The 17,068-nt window shown below is 58.9% G+C and carries 11 protein-coding genes; 6 read left to right on the forward strand and 5 right to left on the reverse strand.

Going from position 1 to position 17,068, the window contains the following annotated elements:
- Positions 1 to 286 precede the first annotated feature (286 nt).
- Positions 287 to 1,822 (forward strand): UbiD family decarboxylase, encoded by a 1,536-nt coding sequence (locus JNN07_04435; GenBank protein MBL9166967.1) that lies wholly within the window; start codon positions 287 to 289, stop codon positions 1,820 to 1,822.
- Here JNN07_04435 and glgB read toward each other — a convergent pair.
- Both glgB and JNN07_04445 read right to left on the reverse strand, forming a co-directional pair.
- A complete protein-coding gene (gene glgB / locus JNN07_04440) occupies positions 1,785 to 3,989 on the reverse strand; it encodes a 1,4-alpha-glucan branching protein GlgB (GenBank protein ID MBL9166968.1) in 2,205 nt (734 codons plus the stop codon). The two genes, JNN07_04435 and glgB, sit on opposite strands and share 38 nt — an antisense overlap.
- 413 nt (positions 3,990 to 4,402) lie before the next feature.
- On the reverse strand, positions 4,403 to 5,014 hold the full coding sequence (locus JNN07_04445) for a dephospho-CoA kinase (GenBank protein MBL9166969.1): 612 nt from the start codon (positions 5,012 to 5,014) through the stop codon (positions 4,403 to 4,405).
- Positions 5,015 to 5,118: 104 nt separating this feature from the next.
- Here JNN07_04445 and JNN07_04450 point away from each other — a divergent pair, with 104 nt between their 5' ends.
- Entirely contained in the window at positions 5,119 to 5,664 is a 546-nt protein-coding gene (locus tag JNN07_04450) for a hypothetical protein (GenBank protein MBL9166970.1), read from the forward strand.
- An 83-nt stretch (positions 5,665 to 5,747) separates the two neighbouring features.
- Positions 5,748 to 6,422, forward strand: a complete 675-nt coding sequence (locus tag JNN07_04455) for an AIM24 family protein (GenBank protein MBL9166971.1) — start codon at positions 5,748 to 5,750, stop codon at positions 6,420 to 6,422.
- A 414-nt stretch (positions 6,423 to 6,836) separates the two neighbouring features.
- Here the strand turns inward: JNN07_04455 and JNN07_04460 are convergent, their stop codons facing one another.
- The 3 genes from JNN07_04460 to aceE are packed head-to-tail and all read right to left on the reverse strand — an operon-like array spanning position 6,837 to position 12,024.
- Positions 6,837 to 7,418, reverse strand: a complete 582-nt coding sequence (locus tag JNN07_04460) for a methyltransferase domain-containing protein (GenBank protein ID MBL9166972.1) — start codon at positions 7,416 to 7,418, stop codon at positions 6,837 to 6,839.
- A 32-nt stretch (positions 7,419 to 7,450) separates the two neighbouring features.
- Entirely contained in the window at positions 7,451 to 9,298 is a 1,848-nt protein-coding gene (gene htpG / locus JNN07_04465; protein ID MBL9166973.1) for a molecular chaperone HtpG, read from the reverse strand.
- Positions 9,299 to 9,324: 26 nt separating this feature from the next.
- Entirely contained in the window at positions 9,325 to 12,024 is a 2,700-nt protein-coding gene (aceE, locus tag JNN07_04470; protein ID MBL9166974.1) for a pyruvate dehydrogenase (acetyl-transferring), homodimeric type, read from the reverse strand.
- A gap of 209 nt (positions 12,025 to 12,233) precedes the next feature.
- Between aceE and JNN07_04475 the strand changes: the two genes are divergently transcribed.
- The 3 genes from JNN07_04475 (at position 12,234) to JNN07_04485 (ending at position 16,736) form a co-directional block, all read left to right on the forward strand.
- Positions 12,234 to 12,962, forward strand: a complete 729-nt coding sequence (locus JNN07_04475) for a lipoate--protein ligase family protein (GenBank protein ID MBL9166975.1) — start codon at positions 12,234 to 12,236, stop codon at positions 12,960 to 12,962.
- A gap of 189 nt (positions 12,963 to 13,151) precedes the next feature.
- A complete protein-coding gene (locus tag JNN07_04480) occupies positions 13,152 to 14,807 on the forward strand; it encodes a CotH kinase family protein (protein MBL9166976.1) in 1,656 nt (551 codons plus the stop codon).
- A 480-nt stretch (positions 14,808 to 15,287) separates the two neighbouring features.
- Positions 15,288 to 16,736 carry a hypothetical protein gene (locus JNN07_04485; GenBank protein MBL9166977.1) on the forward strand — a complete coding sequence of 483 codons (1,449 nt, stop codon included), beginning with the start codon at positions 15,288 to 15,290 and terminating at the stop codon, positions 16,734 to 16,736.
- The last annotated feature ends 332 nt before the right edge of the window (positions 16,737 to 17,068 follow it).

Below are 17,068 nucleotides of genomic sequence, written 5' to 3' on the forward strand. Positions count from 1 at the left end.
GGGAAAATGAGAACCACCCACCCGTCGTCACCCGGTAGGGCGAGACTCTGCTCGAGCCCTGACCTGCCCAACGGCTGCGCACTGGAAGTGACCAGCCGCGCCGAGCGCCCATGCACTCACGAACGGTGATCCCCCCTCCCGGCGGCGCCCTCCTCCCTTCCTGAGCCTGGGGCCAGCGTGGGCTCGACGGAAAACAGAACTACAAGCTCAATCGGATCGATCTTCGATCAAGTCCCTCCCTCCCCATTGATCATTGGGGTAACCATTGATAGCTTAACCCCCATCTATGGCATTTGCCTCATACCGTGAATTCGTTGACCGCCTCGCCGACGCCGGGGAGCTGATCCGAATCGCTACCCCCGTCGCCACCGAACTCGAAATCACGGAATGGGCCGATCAAGAGATGAAGAAGCCGGGGGGCGGCAAAGCCCTGCTCTTTGAGAAACCCACCGTGAATGGCAAGGTTTCCCCGTTTCCGGTCGCCATCAATACCCTCGGCTCCTGGAAGCGGATGGCGATGAGCATGGAGGCCGAATCGATCGAGCACGTGGCCGCCGAACTCGGCTCGCTCATGAAGGCGAAGCCGCCCACCAGCCTGCGCGAGGCCTTCAGGCTGCTCAGCACCGCCGTCGACCTCCGTCACGCCAAACCCAAACGTGTCAAAAGCGGCCCATGCAAGGAGGCCATTCACCACTTCGATCCTCCGACTCAGCGACAGTCGAGTTGGCCCGAGGCGCCCGGGCTGACAGCTCGATCTGGACCCGAACCTACCCTGCTCGATCTGCCTATTTTGAAATGCTGGCCTCTGGACGGCGGGCGTTTCGTTACCCTGCCCTGCGTGGTCACTCAGGATCCCGACACCGGCGAGCGAAACGTAGGCATGTACCGGGTTCAAATCTACGACGACAAAACCACCGGAATGCACTGGCAGCTGCAAAAGGTGGCGGCCCGCCACGGCCGACGTTACTACGAAACCGGCCAGCGCATGCCGGTCGCCATCTTCCTGGGCGGAGATCCCATGTATCCCTTCGCCGCCACCGCTCCCCTGCCCGATGGCCTCGATGAGTTCCTGCTCGCGGGCTACCTGCGCAAGAAATCGATCGAACTGGTAAAGTGCGAAACCAACGACTTGGAAGTCCCCGCCAACGCCGATTTTGTGATCGAGGGTTACATCGATCCCCAGGAACCGCTGCGCCTGGAGGGACCCTTCGGGGACCATACGGGATTCTACACCCTACCGGAACCCTACCCCGCATTCCACGTCACCTGCATCACCCACCGCAAGGATGCAGTCTACCCAGCCACCATTGTCGGCATTCCACCGATGGAGGATTTCTATATCGGGAGTGCATCCCTCAAGCTCTTCCTCCCGATCTTCAAGATGAACTTCCCGGAGATCGTGGACATCGCTCTCCCAGCCGAAGGGGTCTTCCACAATCTGGTGTTTGTCAGCATCCGAAAGACCTATCCCATGCAGGCCTACAAAATTATGCACGGCCTCTGGGGCATGGGACAGATGATGTTCACCAAGTACCTCGTGGTGGTGGACGATGACGTCGATGTCCACAACACGAGTGAGGTCCTCTTCCGGCTATGCGCCAACACCGATCCGCAGCGGGATAGCATCTTCACGCGTGGGCCGGCGGATGTGCTCGATCATGCCACCAGCCAGATCGGGGCGGGCACCAAACAAGGCATCGACGCCACCCGCAAGATCGCCGGCGAAGGATTCAACCGGCCGTGGCCCCCGGTGATTCGCATGGACCCAGCGGTGAAGGCGCGGGTCAGCTCTTTCGTTCGGGAGAAAACGCCACCACGCTGAGCGGCGGCAGCGTCAGCAACAGCGATTGCTGATGCCCATGCGCCGGAATCGGGTCGGTGTTCATTCCACCCAAGTTACCTTGGTTGGAGCCGCCATAGGTTCCGGCGTCGCTATTGATGACCTCCAGCCATTTTCCACCCTCAGGCACACCTAGGCGATAGCCCGTTCTCAGCACTGGAGTCAGATTTAAAACCACCAAAACCCGGCTCGAGTGATCGCGAGTCTGGCGCATGAACGACAGCACGCTGTTCTCGTGATCGGAACAGTCCACCCAGAAGAACCCTTCCGGATCATAATCACTTTGCCAAAGTGACGCGTGGGCCGAGTAGACACGATTCAGGTCGGCCACGAAGCGCTGCAAACCTGAGTGGAATGGACCCGCATCGAGCAGCCACCAATCGAGGCTCGCATTGGCATTCCACTCATCCACCTGACCGAACTCTCCGCCCATGAACATCAGCTTCTTGCCGGGGAATAGCCATTGATAGGCCAGCAGGGTCCGCAAGTTGGCGAACTTCTGCCAGTCGTCACCCGGCATGCGGCGGTTGAGAGAACCTTTGCCGTGCACCACTTCGTCATGCGAAAGCGGCAGCACAAAGTTCTCGTTGCCGTGATACAGCATCGCGAAGGTCAGGTCGTTCTGATGGTATTTGCGATGGATCGGGTCCTTCTTAAAGTAGTTCAACGTGTCGTGCATCCAACCCATGTTCCACTTCAGCGAAAAACCGAGACCTCCGAGATAGGGTGGCCGCGACACCATGGGCCAAGCGGTTGATTCCTCGGCGATGGTGACCACGCCCGGCTGCTCGGTGTGGACCACGTGATTGAAATGCTTAAGGAAGCTGACCGCCTCGAGATTCTCTCGTCCACCAAACTCGTTCGGAATCCACTCCCCTTCCTTGCGGGAGTAATCCAGGTAGAGCATGGACGCCACCGCATCCACCCGCAGGCCATCAATGTGGAATCGCTCGCACCAGTAAAGGGCGTTCGCGGTCAGGAAATTCCGAACCTCGTGTCGGCCGAAGTTGAAGATCAGCGTGCCCCAGTCCTGATGGGCACCCTTGCGCGGATCCTCATGCTCGTACAGCGCGGTTCCGTCGAAGTTGGCCAGTGCCCAATCGTCCCGCGGGAAATGCGCCGGCACCCAATCCATCAACACGCCAATGCCGGCCTCGTGCATCGCGTTGACGAAGTACTGAAAATCATCCGGCGTTCCGTAGCGGGTCGTGGGCGAGAAGAAGCCCGTGACCTGATAGCCCCACGATGGATAAAAGGCATGCTCAGCCACCGGAAGCAATTCGACATGGGTGAATCCCATTTTCTTCACATACTCCACCAAGGGGCCGGCCAGCTCGCGATAGCTCAACGACTCGAGCGCGTTTTTCTTGCGCCACGATCCAATGTGCACCTCGTAGACGCTCATGGGAGACCGCAGCGGATCGCACTTTTTGCGCCGCTCCATCCAGTCGGTATCCGACCAAGTGAACTTGCGGGTATCCCAAACGATCGACGAGTTCTTGGGGGCCGCTTCGAAAAAGAATCCGTAGGGATCCGTTTTCAAAACGATCGCGCCGTGGGCGTTGCGGATTTCAAACTTGTAGAGTGCGCCTTCGCGAACGCCTGGAATGAAAATTTCCCAAACTCCGGAAACCCCGAGCAGGCGCATCGGATGACACCGTCCATCCCATCCGTTCCAGTCGCCCACCACACTGACCCGCTGGGCATTGGGCGCCCAAACGGCAAAACTGGTTCCGAGAACTCCATCGATGACCCGCAACTGCGCCCCAAGCTTGTCATAGATCCGATTCTCGTTGCCCTGGCCAAACAGGTACAAATCGGTCTCTCCCAAGGTGGGCAGGAAGGAATAGGCATCCCGAAACTGATGCCGTTGACCCTGGTGGTCAGTCACCACCAGATCATAAGCATAAACCTTTTTGGCAGCCGTGCTTTGTCCCTCGAATACGCCAGCCTCATGGACCCGCTTGAGCGGCACCACCGGCATCTTCTTCTCAACCGTCGGATGAATTTCAATCTTCTCCGCCCAGGGCAAAAAAGCGCGCACCACCACGCCAGACCCGTCCCCGAGCGGATGCATGCCCAGCAGCTGATGGGGAGATCGATGCAGGACTTGGACCAGACTGTCGAGTTCAGCAGGCGTGAGAATCATCGACCCCACGCTAGGAGGGAGAGCAGTCCAAGTCAACACTGCCCCCAGCAGGATGAAACGAGGAGCCACAGAGACGCGGAGGGAGGGGACCGGACTGATGAACTGATTAGGTTCCTTGAGTAGGGTGACGCAAGCTTCGGAAGCCGGTGGCATCGCTGCGCGATGCTCCGTACTTTTAAGAGTTCCGGGGGTGACAGCACCCCCGGCTAAATCTCTTTGAACCCTGCGGGTTCGGGCCCTGCCGACAAAGTGAGAAACGCCGGCGTTGCCCAGCTTGTCTAGTCCCCATTTTTGGAGGTAAAGCTGAGGGCACGACGCCGCACCTTTGCGTTTTTCCGGCGACAAACAGCCGGATCGATTACGATTACGATTACGATTACGAACGAGAACGAGCAGGCCTGTGCATCCTTGGCCTAACCTACCCCCAGAGTCCCCAGAATCTTGAGCCACTGAGCGCGATGTGATTCGAGATCCCCCTCGGTCCAAACCACAAACCGCGAAAGCTCCATCTTCTTCTGGACCGGCCATTGCGAGCGGATACGGCGCTTGGATTCCTCGGGTGACCACCCGCGACGCGACAGCCGCTGTTCCTGAGTCACCGCGGAACAAGCGACGCAAACGACCGCTTCAAAGGCCGCTTCGGCCCGCGTTTCGTAAAGCAATGGGATTACCACCACACCCAGCGGCTCACCGCGTTGTCGCCACAGCAGCACCTCAGCCTCCCATCGTTCACGAATGCGCGGATGCATGATGGCCTCGAGGTCACGACGACGGGACTCGCTGGCAAACACAATGTGGGCAAGCATGTCTCGCCGCAGGCGTCCGGCCGGATCGATCACGGAATCGCCGAAGACCTGGCGAATCTCGTTCAACGCAGCCTGTCCTGGCTCAACAATCTCACGCGCCACTTCATCCGTGTCGATCAGCGGTACGCCCCGCTCTCGGAGCAACGCCGCCGATGTGCTCTTTCCCATGCCCACTCCGCCAGTTAACCCAATCAGCTTCACAGGGCTTCGTCTACTCATCTGGAGCCTCCGCCTCAAGCGCAAAAAGCACCCCGTTTTTTCTGGCCTTACCCCGGACTCCGCGCCAGTATCCGCTTAATTAACCTCTGATACCTCATCGCGTTATGGATATCATTTTTGAATGTCCTCACTGTAAGACCGAACTCTCGATTGATGCGGCTGGCGCGGGGAGTGAAATTGAGTGTCCAAGCTGCAGCCGAACGGTCACGGTGCCCGCAGCCGGGGACGCCCCGGAGCCAGCGCCTACCGCGCCCCCGCCGGAAACGCCGGCCTCGACACCCGCATCCGCGACGTCCTTCTCTTCACATAAGGTGATGAACGCCATGGCAAGCTCCGCGGCAGCCAAGGAGTTTAAGCATTTCGTAGTCCCAGTGCACGAGGGGCCCACAGAAATGCTGATCAGCAAGCCGCTCACCACTCTGGAAGTTGCCGCCAAGGAGAGTGACCGTCAGATGCGCGTGAAGAGCTTCCGCCACTCCGACCACGTTGAGGTGGGCAAGGATCACTTTGACGAACACGTCTGCCAATGGTTGGGAAAGGTGGGCGAATCCAATGTCATCAGCATCAGCCCGTTCAGTTACACCCACCAAGATCTGGCCAGTCGAGCCTGGATTACCGATTACGGTCTGCTCATCGTCTACCGCGGTTAGCATGGCATCCGTGGTTCCCCGACCTCTTGGCGGTGAACTGCGGAGCGGGCTCAAAACGTCAGCGCTCTTAACTCACTCTCATCATGACGAAATTCGAAATCGTAGAACAGGAAGGCGTGCGACTGGTAAAAATCACCCTCGAGAACGACGCCGTTCGCGCGGAGTCAGGTGCGCTCTACTACATGCGAGGCCAGATCGCCTTGGAGTCCAAGGCACCCTCCCTAGGCGGATTTCTCAAGGCCGTGGCCACCGGCGAAACCATCTTCCGTCCCACCTACACCGGCTCAGGGGAATTGTTCCTCGAACCTTCCCTGGGCGGTTTTCACATTTTTGAAACGGGCGGAAAGGACTGGATTCTCGAGGACGGTGCCTACTGGGCCTCCGACCTGGGCGTCACGGTCGACATACATCGGGAGAGCGCGCTGACGGCCTTCAAAAGCGGCGAAGGCGTGCTCGACTTCCAGACCAAGGTCGGCGGCCAGGGCAAAGTGGTCCTGAATGCCCAAGGGCCGGTCGAGGTGTTGGAGCTGAATAACGATCGGCTCGTGGTGGACGGACGCTACGTGATCGCGCGACAAACATCGCTCCGGTACACCGTTCAAAAGGCCACGAAGAGCCTGCTCAGCAGCGTGACCTCCGGGGAAGGGATGGTTCGGATCTATGAAGGCTCCGGAACAGTCCTCATGGCCCCTATTCCATTTTGGCGCCAGCGGCTTTACCAAAGCCTCTCGGCGCTGGGTCACAAGTCTGAGTCCTGAGTCGAGTGGTCCAGTCGGGTTCCTAAGCCTAAAAACGGGAATGGATTAACCACGGATTTCTCGGTTGACACGGATCAAAAAGGATTTGTGACATTCTCTAACGCGAGGTCCCGGTCCCTTTTAGAGTGATGAGGTCCTCCGTTCAATTCCTTGCCCATCCGTTAGATCCGCGCAATCCGTGGTTTCCATTCTCCTTTTTAGGCTAAAGGTACGGAGCATCGCGCAGCGATGCCACCGGCTTCTGAGACTTGCGTTACCGGACCCAAGGAACCTAAGCAGTTCGTCAGTCCGTTCGCCGACGGGTGGCACGCCTTTCAGGGTTCTGTTGAATAGGGGGGCCGACAGACCGGGGGTGTCGCTGCGCTTCAGGCCCCGGCTAATCTCTTTAAACCCTGCGGGTTCTCGGCTTCGGCCCTAAGGCTTCCCCCGCCACCAGACCATCCACTCCAGGCCAGTTCGATTGGGATAGGACCGCGGGACCCACTGCTTCTTCATCTCGAAACGGGATTCGAAGCGTCGCGCAATCTCTTCCCGCGTACTGCCAAAGGGTGGACCTTCGGTATCGTCGATGAGGTAATACACCGCCAAGTAATCTCCTCCGGGCTTGAGCCAGCGGTGCACAGCTTGGACATAATCATCGCGTCGCTCAGGCTGAATCGCGCAGAACAAGGTATGCTCGAAAACCCAATCGAATGGGCGCAAAGGTGGGTCGGACAGAAAATCCGAACGGTGAAACCCTGCCGAGAGGCCCGCGGCTTGGGTACGCTCATGAGCAAGACTCACGGCCGAAGGTGCCAAATCCAGGCCCACCGCCTGAAACCCAGCCCCAGCGAAGACCCGCACATCATGCCCGGTCCCGCAGCCCGGCACCAAGACCGACTGCCCCTTGGGCCCCTGGTAGGCAGCCACGAAATCCACCAACCCTGGGGAAGCCTCACCCTTCTCCCAAGGCATGTCCCCGGTCTGATAGCGCTGCTCCCAGTCTGTCTCGGCCATGATCGATGGATGGATCGGTTAGACCGAAGATGCTACGCCTGCTTGGATTCTAGGAGCTCCGTCAGCAAATCATTCGCCCGACGCAACATCTCCCGAGGATCCTCCATCAGGCCGGCGGCCACTCGGGCATTGTCAAACAGCTGCTCGGCCACCTTGCCAGCCAAACCGGCGTTTTTCTGGCGCAGCCCTTCCAGCTGGGATACCAGGCGATGCGACGGGTTGATCTCAAAGTCGCACTTGCCAGGACCGGGAGCCGTGTCTCGCTTGGCGGTACGCAGCAGACGGCGCATGGAAGCGGTCATGAACTTGTCGCTGTCCACCACCACCGCCGGGCTGTCCACCAAACGCTTGGAGACACGCACCTCGTTGACTTTGTCCCCCAGCGACTCCTTGAGCCATTTGGAGAGCGCTTCCGCTTGCTCGTCCGTGAGACCGCCCTGCACCTTCTCGGAAAGATCCAGCTCCGCCTTCTCGGCAGGACGCAAGGTTTTGCCTTCGAACGATGCCAAGTGCTCGACCACAAACTCATCCCATGGGTCATAGAGGAAAAGCACCTCAAACTTCCGGGAAGCAAACACCTCGTAATAGGGGCTGCTGAGCGCGGCCTCGCGATTCTGAGCCAGCAGACAGTAGATCTCCTTCTGCTCCGACGGCATGCGCTTCACGTAGTCCGCCAAGGAGGTCTGCTTGCCGGCTTCCAAGGTCGAGGACTCATAGCGCAGCAGCTTGCCCAAGGCCTCCTTGTGGGTGTAGTCGACGACGACCCCTTCCTTGATGAAGCGGTTGTACTCCGCATAGAACTTGGTGTAGAGCTCCGGATCCTTCTCCGAAGTTTCGTCCAAGTGCTTCAGGAACCGCGAGGTCAAAACCTTGTTCAGCTTCTGCATCAAGGCGGTGTCCTGCATCGTCTCGCGGGAGATATTGAGCGGCAGATCCTCGCTGTCGACGACGCCCTTCAAGAAACGCAGCCATTCAGGAAAAAGGTTCTTGGGCTTGGACTGAATGAGCACTTTTTTGCAGTAAAGGTGCACCTCCGACTCGCCGCGGCCAAAGCCCATGCTCTCAAAGTTCGAGGCGGGCACAAATACCAACGACTGAATCGCGAGCGGGGCATCCGCCGTGAAGTGCAATCGCAACAAGGGAGCCTGCTGCTCGTGGCTGAGAAACTGGTAGAACTCGGTGTACTCCTCCTCCTTGATCTCGCTCCGACTACGGGTCCAGATCGCCTGAACCGTGTTCAGTCGCTTTCCATTCAGCTCGACCGGAAAAGGCACGAAGCTCGAGTACCGCTTGATAATCCGCTCTACCTCCGACTCTTTGGAGAAGTCTTTGGTGTCGTCCTTCAGCTCCAAGGTAATGGTGGTGCCCCGGGCGGCGGCATCACAGGCTTCAATCTGATAGCCCGTTGTACCCTGGCTGACCCATCGCCAGGACGCATCCTCGGCCCGATACGATCGGCTGACCACAGTCACCTGCTTGGCCACCATGAAGGCCGAGTAAAACCCGACGCCGAATTGTCCGATCAGCTTGGCGTCGCCCTTCTTCTCCTCGGCCAACTGCTTCAGGAAGGACTTCGTGCCCGAGTGAGCGATAGTCCCGAGATTCTCAACCATCTCCTCGCGGTTCATCCCGATGCCGGCATCGGAGAAGGTGATCGTCCCGGCCGCTTCATCGGTCGTGATGCGTATGCCTGGGGCCACACTCGGATCGGCAACCGCCTGCCCAGAGGTTTGCAGAAAGCGAAGCTTCTCGCAGGCATCCGCCGCGTTGGAGATCAACTCGCGAATGAAAATTTCGCGATCCGTGTAGAGAGAGTGAATGACGATGTCCAGCAGCTGCTGGATCTCCGCCTGAAATGAATGCGATTCCGTAGCCATAATGATGTGCTCTTCAGTTCAAGTGATGATTACAGACAGTACCCGAAAACCTTCTCAGGATTTACACCCAGCTCCTTGATGGCCTTGGCGACCACTTCCCGGCCGATCTCACCCTTGCGGCACAGCTGATAAAGGGTGGCAACCACGGTGCACTCGGCGTCCACTTCGAAAAAGCGGCGCAGATTCTGACGCGTCTCGCTGCGTCCAAATCCGTCGGTGCCCAGAGTCATCAACCCGCCTGGAACCCAGGGAGCGATCTGGTCAGCCACGAGCTTCACGTTATCCGACACCGATACAAAGACGCCCTTCTCCTTCTCCAGCACGGTCTCGAGATAGGACTTCTTGGGCTTCTCCGTCGGATGCAGCATGTTCCAGCGCTGGCAACGCAGCGCGTCGTTGCGCAACAAGCGGTAACTCGTCGCGCTCCACACGTCGGCTGACACGCCGTAGCGCTCCGCCAAAATGGTTTGCGCCTTGAGGGCCGAGCCCATGATTGCCCCGCTGCCAAACAGGTGGGCTTTGACCTTGGAGCTGCCGGGTCCGGGCTTGAACTTATACAGGCCTTTCAGAATACCTTCTTGGCAGCCTTCCGGCATCGGCGGCATCACGACGTTCTCGTTGTGAACCGTCAGGTAGTAAAACAGATCTTCGCCGTCGTGATACATGCGCTTCAGGCCGTCCGCGATGATCACCGCGATCTCGTAGGCAAAGGACGGGTCATAGGTCATCAGGTTCGGAACCGTGGAAGCGATGAGCTGGCTGTGCCCATCCTGATGCTGCAGTCCTTCGCCGTTCAGCGTGGTTCGGCCGGCGGTAGCGCCCAACAAGAAGCCCTTGGCGCGGCTGTCGCCCGCCAGCCAGATGGCATCCCCGACCCGTTGAAAACCGAACATCGAGTAGTAGATGAAGAACGGGATGGTGGGAACGCCCAGGTTTGCGTAGGCGGTTCCGGCGGCCACAAACGAGGCCATGGATCCAGCCTCGGTGATGCCTTCCTCCAGAATCTGGCCGTCCTTGGCCTCATGATAGAAATTCAGCGTTTCGCGGTCGACGGGTTCATAAAGCTGCCCCTTCGAACTGTAAATTCCGTATCGGCTGAACATGGACTCCATGCCGAAGGTTCGGGCCTCGTCCGGAATGATGGGAACGATATACTTCCCAATCTTCTTGTCATCCAAAAGCCGCTTCAGCAAATCGACAAAGGCCATGGTGGTGGAGGCCTCACGATGACCGCCGCCCTTCAAGGCCGCCTGACCAAAATCCTCGAGCTTGGGGATCTCCAGCTTGGGCTGAACGGCGTTCCGCTTCGGAAGCGATCCGCCCAGAGCCTTGCGGCGCTCGAGCAGGTACTTCATCTCCGGGCTGTTTGCCGGGGGCTTGTAGAACGGCAGTTCGTTGATGTCTTCATCGCTGATGGGAATATTGAATCGGGAACGGAACTCTCGGAGCTCCTTCTCGTTCATCTTTTTCTGCTGATGCGAAATGTTACGCCCCTCGCCCGCCTCGCCCAGGCCATAGCCCTTAATGGTATGCGCCAGAATCACCGTGGGCTGGCCCTTGTGGTTGACCGCAGCGTGATACGCCGCATAGACCTTCTTGGGATCGTGGCCGCCCCGCAACATCTTGCGCAGCTGATCGTCGGTCAGATGGTTCACCAGCTTTTTCAGCTCCGGATACTTGCCAAAGAAGTGCTTTCGGATGTAGCTGCCCGGGCTGACCGAGTATTTTTGGAAGTCTCCGTCCACACACTCCTCCAACCGCCGAAGGACGAGGCCGTGACGGTCGTTGGCAAAAATGGGGTCCCAGTCGCTGCCCCAAATGAGCTTGATAACATTCCAGCCAGCACCGCGGAACACACCCTCCAACTCTTGGATGATCTTGCTATTGCCGCGGACCGGACCATCCAAACGTTGCAAGTTGCAATTAACCACCCAGACCAGATTGTCCAGATTCTCCCGGGCCGCCATGGCGATGGCCCCCAACGTCTCCGGCTCGTCGCTCTCGCCATCCCCCACGAAGCACCACAGCCGAGGCTCGCGCTCCGTCGTGTGGAGTTTCCGGGCCCGCACATAGCGCAGGAAGCGGGCGTGATACAGGCTGTTGATGGGACCCAACCCCATCGATACCGTCGGAAATTGCCAGTAATCCGGCATGAGGTAGGGATGCGGATACGAAGAAAGCCCGCCCCCCTCCGCCAGCTCCCGACGGAAGTTCATCAGGTGGTTGGTCGAAAGCCGGCCTTCCAGAAAACTGCGGGCGTAGTTGCCCGGGGTCGTATGGCCCTGAAAGTAAATCATGTCCGCCGGACCATCATCGCCACCGCGGAAAAAGTGGTTGAAACCGACTTCATAGAGAGTCGCGCAGGAAGCGTAGCTGCTGATATGCCCGCCGAGGCCATCGGAGATCATGTTGCCATGCACCACCATCGCCATCGCGTTCCAGCGAATATAGCTCTTGATGTTGTTCTCCAACTCACGGTCGCCCGGAAAGGGAGGCTCCTCCTCCGGTGGGATAGTGTTGATGTAGGGAGTGTTGACTGTGGGCGAGACTTTGATGCCCGAGCCGCGCAGCCGCTGGATCAAGCCATCGAGAAACCCCGGGATCTGATCCCCCCCTTTGGTACGGAGGGACACCTCGAGCACGTTCTCGAGAGAGTTAAACCATTGCCGGGTCTCGTCGCCGTCCGACGATCGGACCTCTCGCTCCGAGGCAGGATCAGGATTCGACATACTCTGAGAGTTCAACGCTTTCACTTTGTCAGTCACGTTCGTCATGATAGGGGCCAGAGGCTCCTTGCCAAGGGTTATGGTGCAGTTTGCGACGGGAAAATATCAGGGTTGAAGAGCGGTTTTTCTCATGAACAGGTTCAGTTAACCTTCTAAATCGCCCGTTTTCGCTTAACCTCGGGAGGTATCCGAGGGACGATGAGGGTAAGAATATGATCTCGCTTGTCGACCTGACTCTCCCTACCCCGGCCGAAAACCTGGCTCTGGACGAGGCGTTGCTCGACGACTGCGATACCGGTTCGGGGGGGCAAACCCTTCGGTTTTGGGAACCCACAGAGGTCTTTGTGGTGGTGGGCTATGGGAACTCGGTGGCTCAAGAGGTGGAAATGGACGCCTGCGTTTCGGCGGGAATCCCGGTTCTGCGTCGCTGCACGGGCGGTGGAACGGTAGTCCAGATGCCAGGTGTGCTGAACTACAACCTGGTTCTTCAGATTCCCGAAACCGGACCCCTCAGCACGCTGACCGGCACCAACCAGTTCATCATGGGGCGGTTACGCGAAGCGATCGCCTCCTGTCCAGGCTTGGGAGAACGGCTGTCCGTGCGAGGCGTGTCCGACCTTTGCTTCGACGAGCGGAAAGTGATGGGCAGCGCCCAACGTCGGAAACGCACTGCCCTGGTGTTCCATGGGAGTTTGCTCCTCGGGGCCAACCTGAACCTGATCGAGCGTTTCCTACGCTTTCCTTCCAAGCAGCCGGACTATCGCGCCAATCGTACGCATCTGGAGTTCTGCACGAATCTCGGCGTGCCGGCGAGTGAGATACGGAATCGTATGACCCAGGTCTGGGGATCCTCACCGCGGCTGGCGAACATTCCCTGGGACCGGGTAAACCAGCTGGTCCGAGACCGATACGGACGATCTGAATGGAATCACCGCAGTTGAGCGGGAGCGATTCAGGAAACGATCTTTCAAGTGGGTTCATCAGAGTTTCGCGCCAACTGGGGATCTGATTCCCTACAGGCCTCGCCCACTTTGAATCAGCCGCGCTAACCACGCCTGTCCATCTCCTCCCTTGAATCTCCCCCGAAAATAGACTACGACATGCCTCCTAAGACCACCACATCCGACACCATGCGCTCGATTCAACGATGGGGAAATGGCCCGGGGAGAGGCTGCTGCTGGCGAAGATTTCTCGTTTGCCTGCTCGGGCTGTGGATCGGCATCACCTATAGCCCCGCCGCCGATTTGTTCGAGAAGCGGCTCACCCCCGACCTCCGCATTGAGATTTCAGAGGAAGGAACCGAAGTGCTCCGGGCCTATCAATGGCAGGGCGGCCGAACCGACGAGGAGCGCACCGATGTGCTGGCCACGGTTTACGAAGGCGACCGGGTATACACCAATGTGGCTGTGCACTTGAAGGGAGCCGCGGGAAGTTTTCGACCCTTTGACGACCGCCCCGCCCTGACGCTCCACTTTGGAAAAAATGGCAACCGCCAACGGTTCCATGACATCGAAAAGCTACACCTGAACAATTCCGTTCAGGATCCGAGCTACCTCTCCGAAATTCTCGCGCGCGAAGTCTGCAACGCCGCCAATATCCCCACTCCCCGGGCCACCCACTGCCTGGTCACTCTCAATGGACGCAGGCTCGGCGTGTATGTGCTCGTCGAAGGCTGGACCAAGGCCTTTCTCAAACGCCATTTCGGGAACTCCAAAGGCAACCTCTATGACAGCGGGTTTGCCCGAGATATCGATCAGAAGCTGACCGTGAACTCAGGCGAGCATCCAGAGGATCAATCGGACCTCGCCTCCTTGGTCCGCACCGCCCGCTTCGCCGATCCAAATCAGCGGATGGCAGAGCTTGAAAAGCAGATCGAACTCGACCGGTTCTACAGCCTGGTCGCCATGGAGGTACTGCTGTCCCACTGGGATGGATACAGCATCGGCCGCAATAATTACCGGATCTACAAAAACCAAAGTTCGGGCCGCCTGGCATTTCTCCCTCATGGCATGGACCAACTGTTCGGCGTGTATCGCTCCACCCCGGAGTTCACCATCCACCCCAAGTTCAAAGGCTTGGTCGCTGATTCGGTGATCAGCACGAAAGCAGGGCGGGCGGCGTATTTACAACGCCTCGGGCAGCTTTACACCAATTACTTTACCGAAGGAAAGCTCACCCGACGACTGGACGACCTCGCCACTCGAACCGCGCCTCTCTTTCAATCCAACACCCGCCGATCCCTCGTTTGGAGCAACGCGGTGGCGGGCCTTCGAAATCGGATCGAGCGTCGGGTTTTCAGCGTTGGTGATCAACTGGCCAACCCGCGCCAACCCCTGGCTTTCGGCAAAACCGGCAGCGCCACCCTCAAGGCCTGGGGCTTCAAGACCGACAGCTCGGGTGAAGCCCGAGGCGAGCGATCCCTCCAGGACGGACACTACCAGCTCAAGATCCACGGAGGCCAAAGCCAGGTGCGAACCTGGGCTTCCTGGCGTCACTCCGAGCTGCTCGACGAAGGAATCTATGAGCTCAGAGCCAGGGTGCGACTGGACGCGGGGGTGACTCCCGACGGAATGCCCACTCCTGAGATCGCCCTACGACTCTCCGGTGAGCGAGGCGGCTTTCCTCGCGCGAGCGGGACCGAGTGGCAGGAACTCGTTCATACCTTCCAAGTTAGCGGGCCTACCGAGATCGAGATGCTTTGCGAACTGCGTGGAATGAACGGGACCGCGCTCATCGATGCGAATTCACTCCGACTGATCAAGCGTCCTAGCAGCCGGTCGAACTAGTGGAGTGTCCTCTAAGTCCGTGGCGGCCGGCTCCGTCGATCGCACATCGCCGATTCAACCGGTCTTTTCCGTTGACAGCTCGACGTCGTTTTCCGGAAGGTTACGGCTTACTATACCCCTTCAGAGCGGGCCAGGACTCGCCGAGGGCCTGTCGGGCAAATGATGTGCTGGAACCAACAACCGGCAAGTCCCCCAAGCCGGGGTGCCGCTGTCGCCGCCTGCGAATGGACGCCAAAGGATCGGGGAACCCCCGCTTCGTCACTCGCCAGGATGCTTTCCATGTACCGGATGCTCTTCGGGGTAGAAGGATGTCCTGTCCTGGCGACGCGATACTGGAACTGTGCTCCCCTGCTCTGGCTGTGCTCGGGCTTGTGGTTCTCTTCAACGCTTCGGTTGCCTGCCGCCTCCCCCACGGGGCCGAGTAGCACTCCAGCGGCTTCCCATCGAACTACCCCCCCGACAAATGCTAGCCCGAAGGTGGTGGCCAATCAGACCGACGGCAACCACGGGATCCCGGGCCCCCCCTACCACCTGAACCTCGAGACCATCGCCCGACTGGCGTTCCGCAAAAACCCGACTGTGCGCGCTTCCCGCGAAGAAATGCGCGCATCCAAACACGGTCTGGAGGAGTTCCGAGCCAACCTCAACCGACTGGAACCTTATGTCGAGATGCGGAATAACCTGACCCGCTTTCCCTTCCAACGAAGCGGCGTCGGCCATGAGCTAACGTCTGTTCTCGGAGTGCAAAAGGAAACCTTCGAAGGCTCGGTCATGAAGTTGGAGGTAGGCCCTTCTCTCTTCTCACGCTTCAATGAGGAACAGGATATCAATGGACCCGACCCCAAGGACGGCGAAGCGGGCGCGTTTATCGCCACCCGAATGGAGTTTCCTTTCCTGGGTTCGCGACGCCGACAGGACCGCATCATCAGCCAGGCGTTTCAGGAGTCTACCGCCCGAAAAGCCCAGTTGGACTACCTCAAGAGCTATCGGGCCCTGGTGGAGAATGCGCTGAGTTATTACAACCTCGTGATGTACTATCGCCGGCTGGTTGAAGCGTACCAGAACTGGAGCATCGACCTGGACAAACTGCTGAAGGAACCTCGCCTCCGAGCCGCCGATCGCTCCCGCGTCGAATCCGTGAGGAGCAGTGCGGAATCCTACCGCGGCCAGTACAGCGCTCGGGAAACGGAATACCTGAGTGTCCTGATGGGCTACCTGGGGCTGGACGTCACCAACGAAGTGACGATCGTGATGACGGAGTACCAGATGAGCCCCTTCGCGGTCTCCGCCAAAACCCCGGAGGGTCTCGAAACACTCATCGAGAAAGCACGGCAGAACAACCCCGCTTTCGAAGTTCTTGAGAACGCCATCCGCAACACCGAACTCCAACATGACCAGGCCGTGCGCGGCAAATTCGACGTCACCACTTTTGTCGAGGGCACGCTCTTCCCCTTCGGCTCCCGCGATCTGGACAGCCGTTCCAGCGGCTGGGCGGTTGGCGGTGGCGTGAACGTCCGGCTCAACGATCAGAAGGCGAGAACGGCGACGCGGCTGAAGACCGAGGCGCTCATTCGACAATTCCAGGCGGAGATCGAGGCCGAGGAGATCAACATTCGAAGAAAAATCCACAGCACCACTAAGGCGATCTGGGATAACGACGCGAACCGCGACCAAATGCTGGATGTGGCCCGACGAAAGGCTGCGGAATACAAGGATCGGCTGGATGAGTATTTTGCCGACACCATCAACATTGACCAATTGATGAGCACGCGATCCGACATCGCGTCCAACGCCTCCAGCCTGGCGAACATCGTCTACAACAGCGCGGATCGCGAATCCACCTTGATCCTGGCTGTAGGCCAGATCTACGAGATGGTCGGCCTAAAAATAGGCGGCGCGCTCAGCGACAGCGGCACTTCAGAGAAATAGCGCGGGGCCTATGGAGCTGACCGTGAAGCGGTCCGACGAGGTTTATAGTTCTGATCTCCGGTGGCACGACACCGCTGTTCCTTCACGCCAGTTATCCTCTGCCGCGCACCCATTCACCTACTCCCCCAGCCAGTCCGTCGCGTGCAGGAAAAGTGGAGACATGTCTCCGCGCTCCATAATCCTCCGCCCTTTCACACTTCGTCGGTATGGCCCGAACCCGCAGGGTTCAAAGAGATGTAGCCGGGGGTGCTCGCGCCCCCGGAACTGTTAAAATTACGGAGCATCGCGCCGCGATGCCATACTCACGCGAAAACCGTCCCAAGCGCGCCTCC

Source organism: Verrucomicrobiales bacterium (assembly GCA_016793885.1).
Taxonomy (GTDB): Bacteria; Verrucomicrobiota; Verrucomicrobiia; order Limisphaerales; family UBA11320; genus UBA11320.